Annotated in this window: 13 protein-coding genes and 1 riboswitch; of the genes, 3 read left to right on the top strand and 10 right to left on the bottom strand. The window is 68.9% G+C overall.

What is annotated here, in order from left to right; translation table 11 throughout:
- Positions 1–16: 16 nt before the first annotated feature.
- From ACIBF7_RS02515 to ACIBF7_RS02540, 6 genes are all read right to left on the bottom strand, one after another.
- A complete protein-coding gene (locus ACIBF7_RS02515) occupies positions 17–955 on the bottom strand; it encodes a TIM barrel protein (RefSeq protein ID WP_148035606.1) in 939 nt (312 codons plus the stop codon).
- 302 nt (positions 956–1,257) lie between these two features.
- Positions 1,258–3,759 carry an ATP-dependent Clp protease ATP-binding subunit gene (locus tag ACIBF7_RS02520; protein WP_148035607.1) on the bottom strand — a complete coding sequence of 834 codons (2,502 nt, stop codon included), beginning with the start codon at positions 3,757–3,759 and terminating at the stop codon, positions 1,258–1,260.
- A gap of 813 nt (positions 3,760–4,572) precedes the next feature.
- A complete protein-coding gene (locus ACIBF7_RS02525) occupies positions 4,573–4,905 on the bottom strand; it encodes an Lsr2 family protein (protein WP_148035608.1) in 333 nt (110 codons plus the stop codon).
- Positions 4,906–5,418: 513 nt separating this feature from the next.
- Positions 5,419–5,904: an RDD family protein gene (locus ACIBF7_RS02530; protein ID WP_148035609.1), complete on the bottom strand. Its 486-nt coding sequence runs from the start codon at positions 5,902–5,904 to the stop codon at positions 5,419–5,421.
- A gap of 111 nt (positions 5,905–6,015) precedes the next feature.
- The gene (locus tag ACIBF7_RS02535; protein WP_271275963.1) at positions 6,016–7,353 is read right to left on the bottom strand and encodes an RDD family protein; all 1,338 of its coding nucleotides are present in this window, start codon (positions 7,351–7,353) and stop codon (positions 6,016–6,018) included.
- A 97-nt stretch (positions 7,354–7,450) separates the two neighbouring features.
- Positions 7,451–8,008 (bottom strand): amino-acid N-acetyltransferase, encoded by a 558-nt coding sequence (locus tag ACIBF7_RS02540; RefSeq protein WP_148035610.1) that lies wholly within the window; start codon positions 8,006–8,008, stop codon positions 7,451–7,453.
- Between the two features lie 286 nt (positions 8,009–8,294).
- A riboswitch (cyclic di-AMP (ydaO/yuaA leader) is annotated at positions 8,295–8,449 on the top strand.
- A gap of 6 nt (positions 8,450–8,455) precedes the next feature.
- Between ACIBF7_RS02540 and ACIBF7_RS02545 the strand changes: the two genes are divergently transcribed.
- On the top strand, positions 8,456–9,499 hold the full coding sequence (locus ACIBF7_RS02545) for an NlpC/P60 family protein (protein ID WP_397196194.1): 1,044 nt from the start codon (positions 8,456–8,458) through the stop codon (positions 9,497–9,499).
- Between the two features lie 3 nt (positions 9,500–9,502).
- Here the strand turns inward: ACIBF7_RS02545 and ACIBF7_RS02550 are convergent, their stop codons facing one another.
- Complete coding sequence (locus tag ACIBF7_RS02550) at positions 9,503–9,715, bottom strand: LuxR C-terminal-related transcriptional regulator (RefSeq protein ID WP_148035612.1); 213 nt, start codon at positions 9,713–9,715, stop codon at positions 9,503–9,505.
- Positions 9,716–9,904: 189 nt separating this feature from the next.
- Between ACIBF7_RS02550 and ACIBF7_RS02555 the strand changes: the two genes are divergently transcribed.
- Positions 9,905–11,104, top strand: coding sequence for a cytochrome P450 (locus tag ACIBF7_RS02555; protein ID WP_397196195.1), 1,200 nt, complete (start codon positions 9,905–9,907; stop codon positions 11,102–11,104).
- Between the two features lie 24 nt (positions 11,105–11,128).
- Here the strand turns inward: ACIBF7_RS02555 and lysX are convergent, their stop codons facing one another.
- Positions 11,129–12,586 (bottom strand): bifunctional lysylphosphatidylglycerol synthetase/lysine--tRNA ligase LysX, encoded by a 1,458-nt coding sequence (gene lysX / locus ACIBF7_RS02560; RefSeq protein WP_148037153.1) that lies wholly within the window; start codon positions 12,584–12,586, stop codon positions 11,129–11,131.
- A 172-nt stretch (positions 12,587–12,758) separates the two neighbouring features.
- Here lysX and ACIBF7_RS02565 point away from each other — a divergent pair, with 172 nt between their 5' ends.
- Positions 12,759–13,226 carry a hypothetical protein gene (locus tag ACIBF7_RS02565; protein ID WP_271275959.1) on the top strand — a complete coding sequence of 156 codons (468 nt, stop codon included), beginning with the start codon at positions 12,759–12,761 and terminating at the stop codon, positions 13,224–13,226.
- A 56-nt stretch (positions 13,227–13,282) separates the two neighbouring features.
- Here the strand turns inward: ACIBF7_RS02565 and ACIBF7_RS02570 are convergent, their stop codons facing one another.
- Together ACIBF7_RS02570 and ACIBF7_RS02575 are read right to left on the bottom strand one after the other, a co-directional pair.
- Positions 13,283–14,065 carry a type III pantothenate kinase gene (locus ACIBF7_RS02570; RefSeq protein WP_271275958.1) on the bottom strand — a complete coding sequence of 261 codons (783 nt, stop codon included), beginning with the start codon at positions 14,063–14,065 and terminating at the stop codon, positions 13,283–13,285.
- 3 nt (positions 14,066–14,068) lie between these two features.
- A complete protein-coding gene (locus tag ACIBF7_RS02575) occupies positions 14,069–16,594 on the bottom strand; it encodes an L-aspartate oxidase (protein WP_397196196.1) in 2,526 nt (841 codons plus the stop codon).
- Between the last annotated feature and the right edge of the window lie 63 nt (positions 16,595–16,657).

The following is a 16,657-nucleotide window of genomic DNA, read 5'->3' on the forward strand; positions in this document are numbered from 1 at the left end:
CGGACCAGTCCCCGGGTCAGGCGGCGAGCTGGAGACCCAGGCTGGTGAGGCTGGTGCGCGCCCAGTCGAGCTCCTGGGCCAGGAGCGAGACCAGGGCGCCGGGGCCCTTGGCGCGGCCCGGGACCGCCAGGTTGTGGGTCTCGACCTCGATGTGGGCGCTGCCGCTCACCGCGCCGGAGAGCATCGCCGTCAGGGTGTCGTGCAGGACGCCGCCGGTGTTGGGCGACCCGCCGGTGTGGTGGTGCACGTGGCCGAGCTTGACCACGGGGGCGCCGGTCTTGGCCAGGCCGCGCAGCGCCTCACCGGTCTCCTCGGCGCCGCGGGCCAGGTGGCACGCGTCGAGGCAGACGCCCAGGTGGTCGGAGTCGATGCCGCGCACCCGCTCCAGCGCCTGCTCCGTGGTCTCCAGCACGCAGCCGGGCCACGGCTCGAAACCGACCCTGACCGTCTTGCCGGTGATGCTGTGGAGGCCGCGCAGCTCGCGGGCGAGCCGCTCCAGCCGCCGGGTGGCGATCGCCTGCAGGTCGGCCGGCCAGTCGCGGCGCCAGCCGATCGGGATGGTGGAGATGCTGCCCGACTGGATGTCGTCCGGCAGCAGGAACGCGAGGATCTTGGCCAGCGCCATCGTGTAGCGGTAGCGCTCGGGCTTGGCCCAGTCGGGGCCGGGCGCCTCCTGGTTGCGACCGCCGGTGCCGTTGAGGCTGACGACCTCCAGGCCGCGCTCTTCGAGGGAGCGGCGCAGGCGGACGAGTTCTATGCGGTCGGCGGTCAGATGGTCGGCGACGGCGGGCGAGAGCCACAGGCCGACCCCCATCCGCTCCACGCCGAGCCGCTTGCGCACCGGCACGGCGTAGCGGGTGAGATGGGCGATCAGGTTCTCCAGATCCTCCGCGGGGTGCACGCCTGCGTTGTAGGCGAGGTGAACGAGCGTTCCGTCATCGTGACGCAGGCGCATCGGTTTCCTCCACGACTCTCACTGGTTTCCCCCTCGCCCGCTGGTGCCACTCCGAGCATGTCGGCCCGTGGCGGCGTGCGCGTCAGCCCTGGGTTGATCTCTTGCTACTCCCAGGGGAGCAGTCCCGACCGTAGAGACACGCTCTTGCGGATCACTTGGACAGGACTTGGCGAAGCTCTACACAGAGTAGTACTACTTGTCGTGGCGGGGCCACTCGCCCTTCAACGATTCGGCAACGTTTCCCGTCACCACATGCGAAAACCCCCGTGCGCCGGAGCGCACGGGGGTTTTCGTGAACTGGGTCAGCTCTGGATGGAACCGGCGATCGCCGCCGCGGAGTCGGGCACCTGAGTGGCGTCCTCTCCCGCGAACAGGAACCTGGCGTCGTCGCCCTCACCCTCGATGGTCACCTTCACGACCTGCCCCGGACGGAGCTCGCCGTAGAGGATCTTCTCCGACAGCGAGTCTTCCAGCTCGCGCTGGATCGTACGGCGCAGCGGCCGGGCGCCCATGACCGGGTCGTAGCCGCGGTCGGCCAGCAGCTGCCTGGCCTCGGGCGAGACGTCGAGCCCCATGTCGCGGTCCTTCAGCCGCTCGGCCACCTGCGCGAGCATCAGATCGACGATCTTGATGATCTCGTTGGGCGTGAGCTGGTGGAAGACCACGATGTCGTCGACACGGTTGAGGAACTCGGGCCGGAAGTGCTGCTTGAGCTCTTCCTGGACCTTGGCCTTCATCCGGTCGTAGTTGGAGTCGGCGTCGTTGGACTTCGCGAACCCGACCCCGATGCCCTTGGAGATGTCGCGGGTGCCGAGGTTGGTGGTCATGATGATGACCGTGTTCTTGAAGTCGACCACCCGGCCCTGGGCGTCGGTCAGGCGACCGTCTTCCAGGATCTGCAGCAGCGAGTTGAAGATGTCGGGGTGGGCCTTCTCGATCTCGTCGAACAGGACCACGGAGAACGGCTTGCGCCGCACCTTCTCGGTGAGCTGGCCGCCCTCCTCGTAGCCGACGTAGCCGGGAGGCGAGCCGAACAGCCGCGAGACGGTGTGCTTCTCCATGAACTCCGACATGTCCAGGCTGATCAGCGCGTCCTCGTCGCCGAAGAGGAACTCCGCCAGAGCCTTGGACAGCTCGGTCTTACCGACACCGGACGGACCCGCGAAGATGAACGAGCCGCCGGGACGCCGCGGGTCCTTCAGACCGGCGCGGGTGCGCCGGATGGACCGCGACAGGCCCTTGATGGCGTCGTCCTGCCCGATGATCCGCTTGTGGAGCTCGTCCTCCATGCGGAGCAGGCGCTGCGACTCCTCCTCGGTCAGCTTGAAGACCGGGATGCCGGTGGCGGTGGCCAGGACCTCGGCGATGAGCTCCTCGGTGACCTCGGCCACGACGTCCATGTCGCCGGCCTTCCACTCCTTCTCGCGCCGCTCGCGCTTGAGCTGGAGCTGCTTCTCCTGGTCGCGGAGGGCAGCCGCCTTCTCGAAGTCCTGCGCGTCGATCGCGGACTCCTTGTCGCGGCGGACGTTGGCGATCTTCTCGTCGTACTCGCGCAGGTCCGGCGGCGCGGTCATGCGGCGGATGCGCATGCGCGAGCCGGCCTCGTCGATGAGGTCGATCGCCTTGTCGGGAAGGTAGCGGTCGCTGATGTAGCGGTCGGCCAGCTGCGCGGCGGCCACCAGCGCGCCGTCGGTGATCGACACGCGGTGGTGGGCCTCGTAGCGGTCGCGCAGACCCTTGAGGATCTCGATCGTGTGGCTGAGCGAGGGCTCGGCCACCTGGATCGGCTGGAACCGGCGCTCCAGCGCGGCGTCCTTCTCGAGGTACTTGCGGTACTCGTCGAGAGTCGTGGCACCGATGGTCTGCAGCTCGCCGCGGGCCAGCATCGGCTTGAGGATGCTGGCGGCGTCGATCGCGCCCTCGGCGGCGCCCGCACCCACGAGCGTGTGGAGCTCGTCGATGAACAGGATGATGTCGCCGCGCGTGCGGATCTCCTTGAGCACCTTCTTCAGGCGCTCTTCGAAGTCGCCGCGGTAGCGGGAGCCGGCGACCAGGGCGCCGAGGTCAAGCGTGTAGAGCTGCTTGTCCTTCAGCGTCTCGGGCACCTCGCCCCTGACGATCTTCTGCGACAGGCCCTCGACGACGGCGGTCTTGCCGACGCCGGGCTCGCCGATGAGAACGGGGTTGTTCTTGGTCCTCCGGGAGAGGACCTGCATGACCCGCTCGATCTCCTTCTCACGGCCGATGACCGGATCCAGCTTGCCCTCGCGGGCGGCCTGGGTCAGGTTGCGGCCGAACTGGTCGAGCACCAGGGACGTCGACGGGGCCGACTCCTGGGGGCCGCCGGCGGCGGCCGGCTCCTTGCCCTGGTAACCGTGGAGCAGCTGGATTACCTGCTGCCGCACCCGGTTGAGATCAGCTCCAAGCTTGACCAGCACCTGGGCGGCCACACCCTCACCCTCGCGGATGAGACCGAGCAGGATGTGCTCGGTGCCGATGTAGTTGTGACCCAGCTGCAAAGCCTCACGGAGCGACAGCTCGAGGACCTTCTTGGCCCGCGGGGTGAAGGGAATGTGCCCCGACGGAGCCGACTGGCCCTGGCCGATGATCTCCTCGACCTGCTGACGCACGCCCTCAAGGCTGATGCCGAGGCTCTCCAGAGCCTTGGCGGCCACGCCCTCACCTTCGTGGATCAAACCAAGAAGAATGTGCTCAGTGCCGATGTAGTTGTGGTTGAGCATCCTGGCCTCTTCTTGGGCCAGGACGACAACACGCCTTGCTCGGTCGGTGAACCTCTCGAACATCTCGTCGCTCCTCACAGAGCGGTCAGTCAGGCCGGTAAATCCGGTCCCGTCATCCCGCATGCTAGCCCTGGCTCGGCGAACCGTGCCCTCTGCCGCTGACGCGCTCTATAGCAGAGAGCGTTCCCCGAGAGCAGGGCGTTCACCCTCCATCCAACTATGGTTCGGGGGTGACGTGTTCCCGATACGCCGCAAGCGAACGATGTTTGGGACGCATGGGTACTGCGGCTCTTATTCGCCGCCGGCGGCGGTGGCAGATCACACGGATCGGCGATGGGGACGCCTGACGGGCCGGCCCTTGGGTCGGGTCGTCGCCCGTCATCATGCCCATGCATCCTGAGACGCCGGGTCCGTATCTCTTACACCCTGCCATCGTATGTGGCGATGCAAACGCGGGCCAAGCGGATGTGCATCGCATCACCCAGAGCGAAATCCGCCGCCTGATCAGTCTGGTCAGCGACGTTACCAGTCCGGCGTGATCGCCAAGGCCCGGAGGGACGGAACGGTAGGTGGCCTACCCGACGCGGGAAGTGCGCGCAATGCGCGGCAGCGGCCCCTTCAGAGAAGCCGTACAACAGAGATGGGGCCCCAGATCGCCCGAAAGCGCTGGAGCCCCGTCATCCCCGACAAAACCGCCAAAACACGCGCCCGGCGGTTCGATGCGAAGACCCAAATGCCCATGTTTCGGGCGAATCGAAGATCGACAGAACGGAAAGTGTCCACGATCTGAGATTCGCCCTGAACGATCATGCGCTTATGGCGACCGCCGGGGTCCTTAGGCGAGCGGCATAAGCGCATGGTCAGCCGACGGCTCCCTTAGTGGGCCGCCTCGTACTTCTCGACGACGGTGGAGGCGATCCGGCCTCGCTCACTGACGGGCAGACCGTGGGCCTTGGCCCACTGCCTGATCTCGGCGCTCTTCTCGCGGCTCATCGCCCGCTGACCGCCGCGGCCTCGACGGCGCGTGGTGACCGCCCCTGCCCTGCGAGCGTGCTGCACGAAAGGCGTGAGAGCGTCCCTCAGCTTCTTGGCGTTAACGTCGCTGAGGTCAATCTCATAGGAAGCGCCGTCAATAGCGAAGCTGACCGTCTCATTGGCCTCGCCCCCATCGAGGTCATCGATGAGAATCTCCTGGATCTGCTTGGCCATCTACGCAATCCTTTCCGGAGCATTGTTTCATTCGCTCGACCAAACATATACCCGGAAAGACGTTAAGACAATTCAGCTCAGCGACGATTCCGCTGAGTCGCTGATCAGTTGCTCTTCTCGGCCTGATCCTGCCGGTTTGGCCGCCTCCCAGGGCCCTCGGCGCGCACCAACTTCACCACCCCAAAGATGAAGGCGCCCCCCACGACGAGCGGCGGGATGAGCGCCGACAAAACCTCTGTCACAACTTCCATTCGTCCTCGCCTCCACAGCGGACGGGGGGTTTCCTGGCCTTTTATGCACGGGCGGTGCGGCGGGCGCGGGCTTGACCGCCCCGGGTGTCGCCCTGTCGACGACCTTCGCACCGCAGACCATAGCGGCACACAGATGCCCATAGCCTGGCAGGGGCATCAACATCCGGCAACCCGGACGCCTCATAGCCTAATGCCAGTCTCTCCAGGTGCCTTACCGGATCTACCCCAAGTTTCCTGAAAAGCGGCGCCCAGGCTTCCCAGCTCAGGAATGATCTTTAACGACGAGGGTTCCGGCCAGCTTGTCATGGGGCCCACGCTGCAGCGGCTTGTCGATCAGGATGAGCAGGCCCACCGCGAACACGTACATTCCGGCCAGCAGATTGAGCACCGGAATGCCCATCACGATGGCCGGGGCCGGATAGCCGAGGACCCGTTTCAACCGGTCACGCGCCCCCAGCCGGGCCGGTTCCACCCGAATGCGCATGATCGCCTTGCCGAACGTGCGCCCGCCTCGTGAAAGCGTGACCCAGTCGTAGACCGTATAACCCAGCCCGGCCAACACCCATGCGAACACGCCCGGCAAACGGCCCCCGAAGAGCTCCAGCACCCCGACAGTCCGGAAGATGCCCCACAGCGCGATGAACAGAATGTAATAGAACACCCCGAAGACGAGCGCTTCAATGAGCCGGGCGGCCAGCCGTTCCCACCATTCCGCGGGCACCGGATCGGCCCGCGGCGTCGTGGCCATAACCCTCACCTCGCCCCATCGGTGTCCCGACCGTTCCCATTCTGGTACGGAGCACACACGCGAAAACAGGGACCGGTGGATCACCGATCCCTGTTTTCCGAGCCGTACAGGCTACTTGATCTTCACCACGACGGTGCCGGCGAACTTGTCGGCGAACGTCTGCTGCAGAGGCTTGTCCCACAGCTGCGAGGCGGCGTTGAGCATGACCGCGATCGCGCCGAGGAAGGCACCGACGAGCGGGAGGATCCCGAGCGCATAGCCGCCCCACGTGCCGCCGGCCCGCTTCAGGGCCATGTTGCCCGGCAGGCCGCCGGGCGGCATGGCGCCGCCCACGGGGACGACCTTGATCCCCATCACCATCTTGCCGACCGTCTGACCGTTCATCTTGGTCATGAAGTAGTCGTAGGCGACGTAGAGGCCGACCAGCAGGATCCACTGGATGAGACCGATCAGGAACGAGCTGAAGAAGCCCGTCGTGACACCCGTCACCGAGTTGTAGCTGGCCACGAAGAAGATGCCCAGCACCAGGGAGATGAGGAAATAGACGACGCCGAAGATGCAGCCGTCGATGAGACGGGCCACCAGCCGCTGCCACCACTCCGCCAGCGGCGCGGGGGCACCCGGAGGCTGCACGCCGACCGGCTGGCCGTAGCCCGGCTGCCCGTAGGCGGGCTGACCGTACTGCTGGCCGTACTGGGGCTGCTGACCGTAGCCGGGCTGGCCGTACTGCTGCTGGCCATACTGCGCCTGCTGACCGTAGCCGGGCTGGCCGTACTGCTGCCCTGACTGCGGCTGCTGACCGTAACCCTGCTGGCCGTAGGCCTGCTGACCGTAGCCGGACTGGGAATCGGGCTGCTGGCCGTAACCGGGCTGGGAGGGGGCCTGCTGACCGTAGCCCTGCTGACCGTAAGCCTGCTGACCCGAGGAGGGCTGCTGGCCGTAGCCCTGCTGACCCGAGGAGGGCTGCTGGCCGTAGCCGGGCTGGCCGTACTGCTGCTGACCGTACTGGGGCTGCTGACCGTAGTCGGGTTGCGAGGGAGCCTGCTGGCCGTACTGGGGCTGCTGGCCGTAGTCAGGCTGGGAAGGGGCCTGCTGGCCGTACTGGGGCTGGCCGTAGTCGGGTTGCGAGGGAGCCTGCTGACCGTACTGAGGCTGCTGACCGTAACCCTGCTGGCCGTAGTCGGGCTGCTGGCCGTACTGGGGCTGGCCGTAGCCCGGCTGGGACGCGCCCTGCTGGCCGTAGCCCTGCTGACCCGGCTGACCGTACTGCTGCTGCTGCCCGTACGGGGGCTGCTGGCCGTACTGGCCCTGGCCGTAGGGGTCGTCGGCCCTGTAGCCCACGACCGTCGCGTCGGGATCCTCCCCATGGGGGTGTCCCGGGTTGTGCCCGTATCCCGGATGATTCTCGCTGGATTCATCCTGCGGATACGGCGGCTGTCCGGTGCTCACCGTGTCACCTCGCTTCGCGTGCGCATGTGGCACGTGTCAGGGCACATGCCTGTCCTGGACAACGTATCGACATGGGTATCAACAATCACCTTTTCTGTCAGTCAAGATCCGCATCACCCGAGGTCAGGTGGAGCAACATCCGTGTGTTCCCCAGGGTGTTGGGCTTGACGTGTTCCAGGTCCAGGAACTCGGCCACGCCCTCGTCGTACGAGGCCAGGAGTTCGGCGTAGACCTCGGGCGAGACCGGGGTGCCTTTGATCACCCGGAATCCGTGTCTCGCGAAGAAGTCGACCTCGAATGTGAGGCAGAAAACACGCTGCAGGCCGAGTTCTTTGGCCGTGTCGATGAGGGCCGTGACGATGCGGTGGCCGATGGCCAGCCCGCGCGCCTCCGGGTGGACCGCCACGGTGCGGATCTCCGCCAGGTCCTCCCAGAGGACGTGCAGCGCCCCGCAGCCGACGACCTTGCCGTCGCGCTCGGCGACCCAGAACTCCTGCACGTCCTCGTACAGGGTGACCGTGGCCTTCTCCAGCAGCCGGGGGCCGGGGCCTCCATAGGTGTCGACCAGGAATTTGATGGCCTTGACGTCCGGCGTCCGGGCACGCCGGACCAGGACCTGCGTGTCGGGAAGGGGACGTTCGGCGACCTGCTCCATGACCCTCCAGCCTACAGTTTGTGATTACGGCTCACCCCTAACCCCGGACTTGCGCCCATCTTGTAACGTCTCGTGGCTGTACGAGCACCTGTGGCGTTGGAGGTTTCCTACCGTTCCATGCCTGGTCCAAGCAGGCACAAAGAGGACATGAAGTCTTTGCCGTACCGTGCTTTACGAGACCACCTTGTGACCCCCCGGTTGTGAAATCTCTACAGAGTCTGTAGTTCCGGTTGAGCAGGAACCCTCGGTGCATTAGTGTCCAGCGTCGATGTCCCCGTGCATGTGGCGCGGAGACGCGCCCAATCCCCGCAAGGGGAGCCGGGGACCCGCCGGCGGCGTTCGAGCGGCGCCGCCAGGGGTGAGTCCGAGCACCTCGCTCGGTAGGGCCGGTCCGAGCCCGAACCCGTCAGCTAACCCGGTCGGCGCGCTACGGAAGGAGCTCGATTGGTGAAGCGCACGCGCGACCGCAGGGGGAGTTCCGCGGGCGAGCGCGCCCGCCCTCCGGAACGGGCCGGCTACGGCCGCAGGCTGGGCATCGTGGGCGCCACCCTCGCCGCGCTGCTCGTCGCCGCTCCCGCGGGCACCGTCGCCGCCGACCCCAAGCCCTCGCTCAAGGAGCTCTCCGAGCAGGTCGAGGAGATGCACCTGGAGATCGAGACCCTCACCGAGCAGTACAACGGGCAGCGCGAGAAGCTCAAGACGGCCAAGAAGGCCGTGGAGAACGCCAAGAAGAGGCTCGCCGCCAGCGAGGCCGACCTGGCCACGAAGAAGACCAGGGCGTCGCAGCTGGTCGAGGCCGAATACATGTCGGGCGGCCTCAGCCGGGTGCTCGCCTTCACCACCGGCGGCGACCCCGAGAGCTACCTCGACCGCGCGGCCACCACCTACGCCCTGCGACAGCAGCAGAGCGAGGAGGTCCTCAAGCTGACCAAGGCGATGGACGCGGCCGAGCGGGCCAGGACCGGCGCCCAGACCCGCATCGACGAGGTCAACAAGATCGTCAAGGACCTCGGCGCCAAGCGCGACCGGATCTCCACGCTCGTCACCAAGGTCGAGAGCCGGCTGTTCCAGCGCGCGCTCGGCGAGGCCGGCCGCCCCGGCACCAGGGCCGTCAAGGTGACCCTGCCCATCCCCGGCGACGGCAAGGCGGCCCAGGCCGCCCGCTGGGCCCTCACCCAGCAGCTCAAGCCGTACGTCTGGGGCGCGGAAGGCCCCAACGGCTACGACTGCTCGGGGCTGGTCATGGCCGCCTACCAGCGCGTCGGCATCTCGCTGCCGCACTACACCGGCGACCAGTGGACCGCGGGCAGGCACATCGCGCGCGAGGAGCTGCGCCCCGGCGACCTGGTCTTCTTCTACAGCGACCTGCACCACGTGGGCATCTACCTCGGCGGCGGCATGATGGTGCACGCGCCGCGCACGGGCGACGTCGTGCGCATCGCCTCACTCGACCGGCGCCCCTACGCCGGAGCGGTGCGCATCGCCGACTGACGGCTAGATCAGCTGGCGGCGCGCGGCCCAGGCCACGGCTTCGATGGCCGTGGCCACCCCGATCCGGTCGCAGATGCCCCTCAGTCTTCGGCGCACCGTGCGGCCGCTGCAATCAAGGCGCCTCCCCACTCGGTCTACTGTGACGCCCTTGGCCAGCTCCGCCAGCAACGCCAGATCTGCATGGCTCAGTTCAACATTTTCACTGAGCACATCCATCGGGAGCCCTCCCCCCCAACAGCACTACTCGGTGACGTCCTGGCACGAGCGAAAGGCTGCTCGCCCCGACTACGTAAACGCATCCGGCAAAGGCCGTCAAGCGTAAGATCTGCCCTACTTGACCATAGCCATTGACATGATCCGTCCTACGTGAAGTACTCGGCGTATGTCGGCACATTTCCAAGCGCAATGATCGATCACAAGGACTCTGACAGCGCGCCGCCGTCCACGCTGAGCCCCAGCGACATGCTGGGTTTCGATCCGTACGATTATGCGTTCCTGCGCGAGCCGTATTCCCGATACCGGAAGCTGCGCGAGAGCGGGCCGCTCTTCCGGACGCGCGGCGGGCTGCTCGTCGCCACCTCCCACGAGCTCTGCTCGGCCCTGTTGCGCGACCCTCGTTTCGGTCACGGCCCCGCCCCCGCGCCCGCCGGGCCGGACGAACCGGTCCGTTCGTTCCTCATGATGGACCCGCCGGACCACACCCGGATGCGCGGACTCGTCAGCAAGGCCTTCACGCCCGGCATGGTGCGGCGGCTGCGTCCGCGCATCGAGACGATCACCGCGGACCTGATCGCCGCGCTGCCCGACGAGGCCGACCTGGTCCGCGACTTCGCCTACCCGCTGCCCGTCATGGTGATCAGCGAGATGCTGGGCGTGCCGGCGGAGGACCACGAGCGCTTCCGCGGCTGGAGCGAGACCCTGGCGCGCAGCCTCGACCCGATCGTCACCGACGAGCTGACCGAGCGCTCACAACGCCACCGGCGCGAGTTCCACGACTACTTCCAGGGTCTCATCGCGCTGCGGCGGGAGCGGCCGGCCGACGACCTGCTCAGCGCGCTCGTCCAGGTCGAGGAGCTGACCGAGCGCGAGCTGCTGGCCACGTGCGTGCTGCTGCTGGTGGCCGGTCACGAGACGACCGTCAACCTCATCGCCAACGGCGTGCTCAACCTGGTCAGGCACGGCGTGCTGGGGCGGGCGGCCGAGCGGCCCAGGGAGGTCGTGGAGGAGGTGCTCAGGTATGACCCGCCGGTCCAGCTCACGGCCCGCGTCGCGCTGGAGGACGCCGAGCTGGGCGGCGTCCGGGTGCCGGCGGGCACGTCGACGCTGGCGCTGGTCGGCGCGGCCAACCGCGACCCCGCGGCCTTCCCCGACCCGGACCGGTTCGACGTGGGGCGGGCGCCCGGCAGGCATCTGGCGTTCGGTCTGGGGGTGCACTTCTGCCTGGGTGCGCCGCTGGCCCGGCTGGAAGGGGAGGTGGCGCTGGCCGCGCTGGCCGGGGCCGCGCCGGGGCTGGAGCTGGCCGACGCGGATCCGCCGTACAAGGAGAACCTGGTGCTGCGCGGCCTGGCCCGGCTGCCCGTCAGGCTCAACCGCCCGCGCTTGTAGCGCGGGCGGGCTGGCTCGGCGCGGTCAGCGGGTGGGCTTGACCAGGGGGAAGAGGATGGTCTCGCGGATGTTGCGGCCCGTGAAGGCCATGATCATCCGGTCGATGCCGGCGCCCATGCCGCCCGTCGGGGGCATGCCGTACTCCAGGGCCTGCAGGAAGTCCTCGTCGAGCTGCATGGCCTCCAGGTCGCCGCCGGCGGCGAGCAGGGACTGCTCCTCCAGGCGGCGGCGCTGGTCGATCGGGTCGATGAGCTCGGAGTAGGCGGTGCCGAGCTCGGTGCCGAACCCGATGAGGTCCCACTTCTCGGTCAGCAGCGGGTTGTCGCGGTGGACGCGGGCCAGCGGGGACGTCTCCAGCGGATAGTCCATGACGAACGTGGGCTGGACGAGGGTGTGTTCGACCAGCTCCTCGAACAGCTCCTGGACCAGCTTGCCCTGGCCCCACTTCGGGTCCCAGTGCACGTCGTGCTTGTCGGCCAGGCCGCGGACGCGCTCCAGCGGGGTCTCGGTGGTGACCTCCTCGCCCACCGCGGCGGACACCAGGTCGTAGAGCTTGGCCCGCGGCCACTCGGGCAGCCCGAGGTCGACCTCGACGCCGTCGTGGACGACCACGGTGGTGTCGAGCGCGGCGACCACGGCCTTCTGGTACATGCGCTGGGTGAGGTCGGCCATGTCGTGGTAGTCGAGGTAGGTGCCGTAGGCCTCGACCATGGTGAACTCGGGGTTGTGGGTGGAGTCGGCGCCTTCGTTGCGGAAGTTGCGGTTGACCTCGAAGACCTTCTCGACGCCGCCCACCACGAGCCGCTTGAGGTAGAGCTCGATCGCGATGCGGAGGTAGAGCTCCATGTCGTAGGCGTTGATGTGGGTCGCGAAGGGCCGGGCCGCCGCGCCGCCGTGGATCGGCTGCAGCATCGGCGTCTCGACCTCGAGGTAGCCCTCCTCGTGCCAGAAGTCGCGCACCGCGCGCACGGTGGCGCTGCGGACGCGGGCCATCTTGCGCGCCTCGTCGTTGACGATGAGGTCGACGTAACGCTGGCGGACCCTGGCCTCGGGGTCGGTCAGGCCGAGGTGCTTCTCGGGCAGCGGGCGCAGGCACTTGGACGTGATCTGCCAGCGGTCGGCGAGGATGGACAGCTCGCCGCGCCGCGAGGTGATCACCTCGCCCTCGACGCCGACGTGGTCGCCCAGGTCGACGTCGTGCTTCCAGGACGCGAGCGACTCCTCCCCCACCTTGTCGAGCGAGATCATGACCTGGAGGTCGCCGCTGCCGTCGCGCAGGGTGGCGAAGCAGAGCTTGCCGCCGACGCGGTTGAGCATGACGCGCCCGGCCACGCCGACCCGGTCGCCGGTGGCGGTGTCGGGCTCCAGGCCCTGGTATTTCGCCCTGACCTCCGCGTTGGTGGTCGTGCGGGGGAAACTCACCGGGTAAGGGTCGACGCCTTCGGCGCGAAGGCGGTCGAGCTTCTCCCTCCGGATGCGCATCTGCTCGGGAAGTTCGTCGCTCACATCACCAAAGGGTAGGGGATACGGCCACGTGCAAGGTCTCGTCGGTCCCCTGCAGGGGGCCTGCAAGCACGCTCGGTTACCCATGTGTCACGGGCTCGAAGGGGGATCCGGCAGCGGGCCGGTCCAGGGGAGGGCTCGGGGAGAGACCATGTTCAGGAAGATCGCCACCGGCCTGCTCGCCGTCGCCGCCACCGGGGCCGTCGCCCTGTCGATGCCCGCCGCCGCGAGCGCCACCACCGCCGACGGGCACTCCTGGGGCCCGGTCTACGCCAAGCACCACCTCGCCAAGGCCCAGGGCTGGATCGGCGTGGAGTGGGACGAGCACCAGACGTCCAACACGGTCCACCTCCGCGGCCGGCTCCACGACCTCGACCAGCGCACCTACGGGCAGGGCGGCAAGTGCGCCTACGTGAGGTTCCAGGCGGCCGGCTTCGACCACGAGTGGGACGCGGTCCACGCCAGGAAGTTCTGCGGCTACCCGGGCTCCAAGAAGCTCCGGTTCGACGTGGACGACGTCGCGGCGGTGCGGGTGAAGGTCTGCCAGATCCACCCGCACCAGCAGTGGGTGAGCAAGTGCGGCCAGTGGGAGTACCTGTACGCCGCCGAGTCCGAGTGAGTTTCCTCCAGCCGCAAGCGGCCCCCTACCCGAGCGGGGGGCCGCTTGCTCATGTGTCAGCCGGTGTTGCGGTGGTAGATGAGCCGCAGGCCGATCAGCGTGAGCCACGGCTCGTGCACGTCGATGGAGCGCGACTCGCCGACGACCAGGCCGGCGTGGCTGCCGGTGGCGACCACGGTCACGTCGTCGGGGTCGTCGGCCAGCTCGGCGGCCATCCGTTCGACGATGCCGTCGACCTGGCCGGCGAAGCCGTAGATGATGCCCGCCTGAAGCGCTTCGACGGTGTTCTTGGCGATGACGGAGCGGGGCCTGATCAGCTCCACCTTGTGGAGCTGGGCGCCGGCGGCGGCCAGGGCGTCGACGGAGATCTCGATGCCGGGAGCGGTGACGGCGCCGATGTACTCGCCCTTGGCCGACACCGCGTCGAACGAGGTGGCGGTGCCGAAGTCGACGATGACGCACGGGCCGCCGTACTGGTCGATGGCGGCCAGCGCGTTGACGATGCGATCGCTGCCGACCTCCTTGGGGTTGTCCATCCGTACGGGCACGCCGGTGCGGACGCCGGGCTCGACCACGACGGCGGTGACGTCGCCGTAGTAGCGGCGGCACATCTCGCGCATCTCGTTGAGCACGCTGGGCACGGTCGAGCAGATCGCGATGCCGCCGATGTCGGCGCCCTTCAGCAGGGGTGACTGACCGAGCAGTCCCTGCAGGACGACCGCGATCTCGTCGGCGGTGCGGCGGGCGTCGGTGGCCAGCCGCCAGTGCTCGATGACGTCCTCGCCCTCGAAGAGCCCGAGCACCGTGTGCGTGTTGCCGACGTCGATCGTGAGCAGCATGTGTTACCCCCGTAGATCCAGTGCGACGTCCAGGGCCGGCGCCGAGTGGGTAAGGGCGCCTACCGCAAGGTAGTCCACGCCAGTCTCCGCCACGTCACGGGCCGATTCCAAGGTCAATCCCCCGCTGGCTTCGAGCGCAACCGCCTTGTTGGCGCGATTTTTCACAATTTGGACGGCCTGGGTGGTTTGTTCCACCGTGAAGTTGTCCAGCAAGATCAGGTCCGCCCCCTCGGCCAGCGCCTCCTCCAGCTCCGCGAGGCTGTCGACCTCGACCTCGATCGGCAGGTCCGGGTACCGTTCGCGCACCGCGCGGAACGCCGGCGCCACCCCTCCTGCGGCCACCACGTGGTTGTCCTTGATCAGGGCCGCGTCGGACAGCGACATCCGGTGGTTGACGCCGCCGCCGCAGCGCACCGCGTACTTCTCCAGCGCCCGCAGCCCCGGCAGCGTCTTGCGGCTGTCGCGCACCCGCGCCCGGGTGCCGCCGATCGCCTCGGCCCACCGGCCGGTGAGCGTGGCGATGCCGGACAGGTGCGTGACCAGGTTCAGCGCCGTGCGCTCGGCCGTCAGCAGGGCCCTGGTCGGGCCCTCCACCGTCATCAGCACCTCGCCGCGGCGGACGCGCTCGCCGTCCTCGGTCTTCCTCTCGGTACGGGTCGCGCCCAGCCGCAGGAAGACCGCCTCGGCGAGGGCGAGGCCGGCCACGACGCCGTCGGCGCGGGCCACCATGTCGCCGGACGAGAGCTGACCGGCCGGGATCGTGGCGATGCTGGTGACGTCGCCGGCCGCCGACAGGTCCTCGGCCAGCGCCCGGTCGATCACGGCGTCGGCGTCGGCGGGGTCGAGCCCGGCGTCGGCCAGCTCCCGGGCCAGCCTCGGCGGCATGGCGTCGCCGTGCGGGGTGTAGGTCATCTGCAGGCCCTCCTCGGTCAGGGTCACGTCCAGGTGGCCGAGCCACTCGTGGTCGTCGCGCTCGGGGCGGTCCTCCCGCCAGTGGGAGCCGCGCGTCTCCAGCCGCGCCGCGGCCGTGCCCGCGAGCACGGTGGCGACGGTGAGCAGGTTGGTGGTCTCCCACGACTCGGTGCACGGCGGCACCTCGACGGGCGTCCAGCGGGCGTCGCGCAGCGCCCTGGCCGTGGCCGTCAGGGAGCCGCGGTTACGCAGCACCCCGGCGCCGGCGCTCATGTGGTGCTGGATCCGGCCGCGCGCCCGCGAGTCGATCAGCCCGGCCGGGACGGCGGACTGCTCCGGCCCGCCCGGCCGGGGCCTGGCGCGGTGCACGTCCTCGGCGATCCGCTCGGCGAACACCAGCCCTTCGAGCAGCGAGTTGGAGGCCAGCCGGTTGGCGCCGTGCACGCCGGTGCAGGCGACCTCGCCGCACGCGTACAGGCCCTCGATGGACGTGCGGCCGTACAGGTCCGTACGGACGCCGCCGCTGGCGTAGTGGGCGGCCGGGGAGACCGGGATGAGCTGGGTGACCGGGTCGATGCCGTGGGCGCGGCAGACGGCCTCGATGGTGGGGAACCTGGTCCGCCACTTGTCCGGCCCGAAGTGGCGGCCGTCGAGGAAGACGTGGTCGCGCCCGGTCTCCCGCATCACCCGCATGATCGCCTTGGCCACCACGTCACGCGGCGCCAGGTCGGCCAGCTCGTGGACGCCGGTCATGAACCTGTCGCCCTCGTGGTCGACCAGGAACGCGCCCTCTCCCCTGACCGCCTCGGAGATCAGCGGCTGCTGCCCGGTCGAGTCCTCGCCCAGCCACAGCACGGTCGGGTGGAACTGGACGAACTCCAGGTCGCGCACCACCGCGCCGGCCCGCAGCGCCAGCGCCACCCCGTCGCCCGTGGACACGACCGGGTTGGTGGTGGCCGCGTAGACCTGGCCCATGCCGCCGGTGGCGAGCACGACCGCGCGGGCCCGCACCGCGCCCACGCCGTCGCGCGCGCCCTCGCCCATGACGTGCAGGGTGACGCCGGTGGCCCGGCCCGCGGCGTCCTTCAGCAGATCGAGGACGAGCGCGTGCTCGATCACCTCGATGCCGCTCGCGCGTACCGCCTCGACCAACGCCCGCTGCACCTCGGCGCCGGTGGCGTCGCCGCCCGCGTGCACGATGCGGTCGCGCCGGTGACCGCCCTCGCGGGTGAGCTGGAGCCGGCCGTCGGGGGTGCGGTCGAAGCGGGCGCCGCGGTCCATCAGCCGCCGCAGCGCCCCCGGCCCCTCGGTGACCAGCGTGCGCACGGCCCGCGTGTCGCACAGTCCGACGCCGGCCAGCAGCGTGTCGTTGAGGTGCTCGTCCGGGCTGTCGCCGGGGTCGAGGACGGCGGCTATGCCGCCCTGCGCCCATCGGGTGGAGCCGGAGGAGAGCACGTCCTTGGTGACGACCAGGACCCGCTCGGCCGGGGCCAGCTCGGCGTGGCGCAGCGCCACGGTGAGCCCGGCGATCCCGGATCCGACGACGACCAGGTCGGCCTCGGCGGTCCAGCCCGGATCGGGCGCCGCCAGCCGCAGGGGGATCGCCGGTGCACTCATGGGCCCTCCTCAATCGGGGCTATTTCGTCAATATGACGATAACGCCTGACCGAGTATGCGCGC

Source organism: Nonomuraea sp. NPDC050478 (assembly GCF_044458265.1).
In the GTDB taxonomy this organism is placed as follows: domain Bacteria; phylum Actinomycetota; class Actinomycetes; order Streptosporangiales; family Streptosporangiaceae; genus Nonomuraea; species Nonomuraea ferruginea.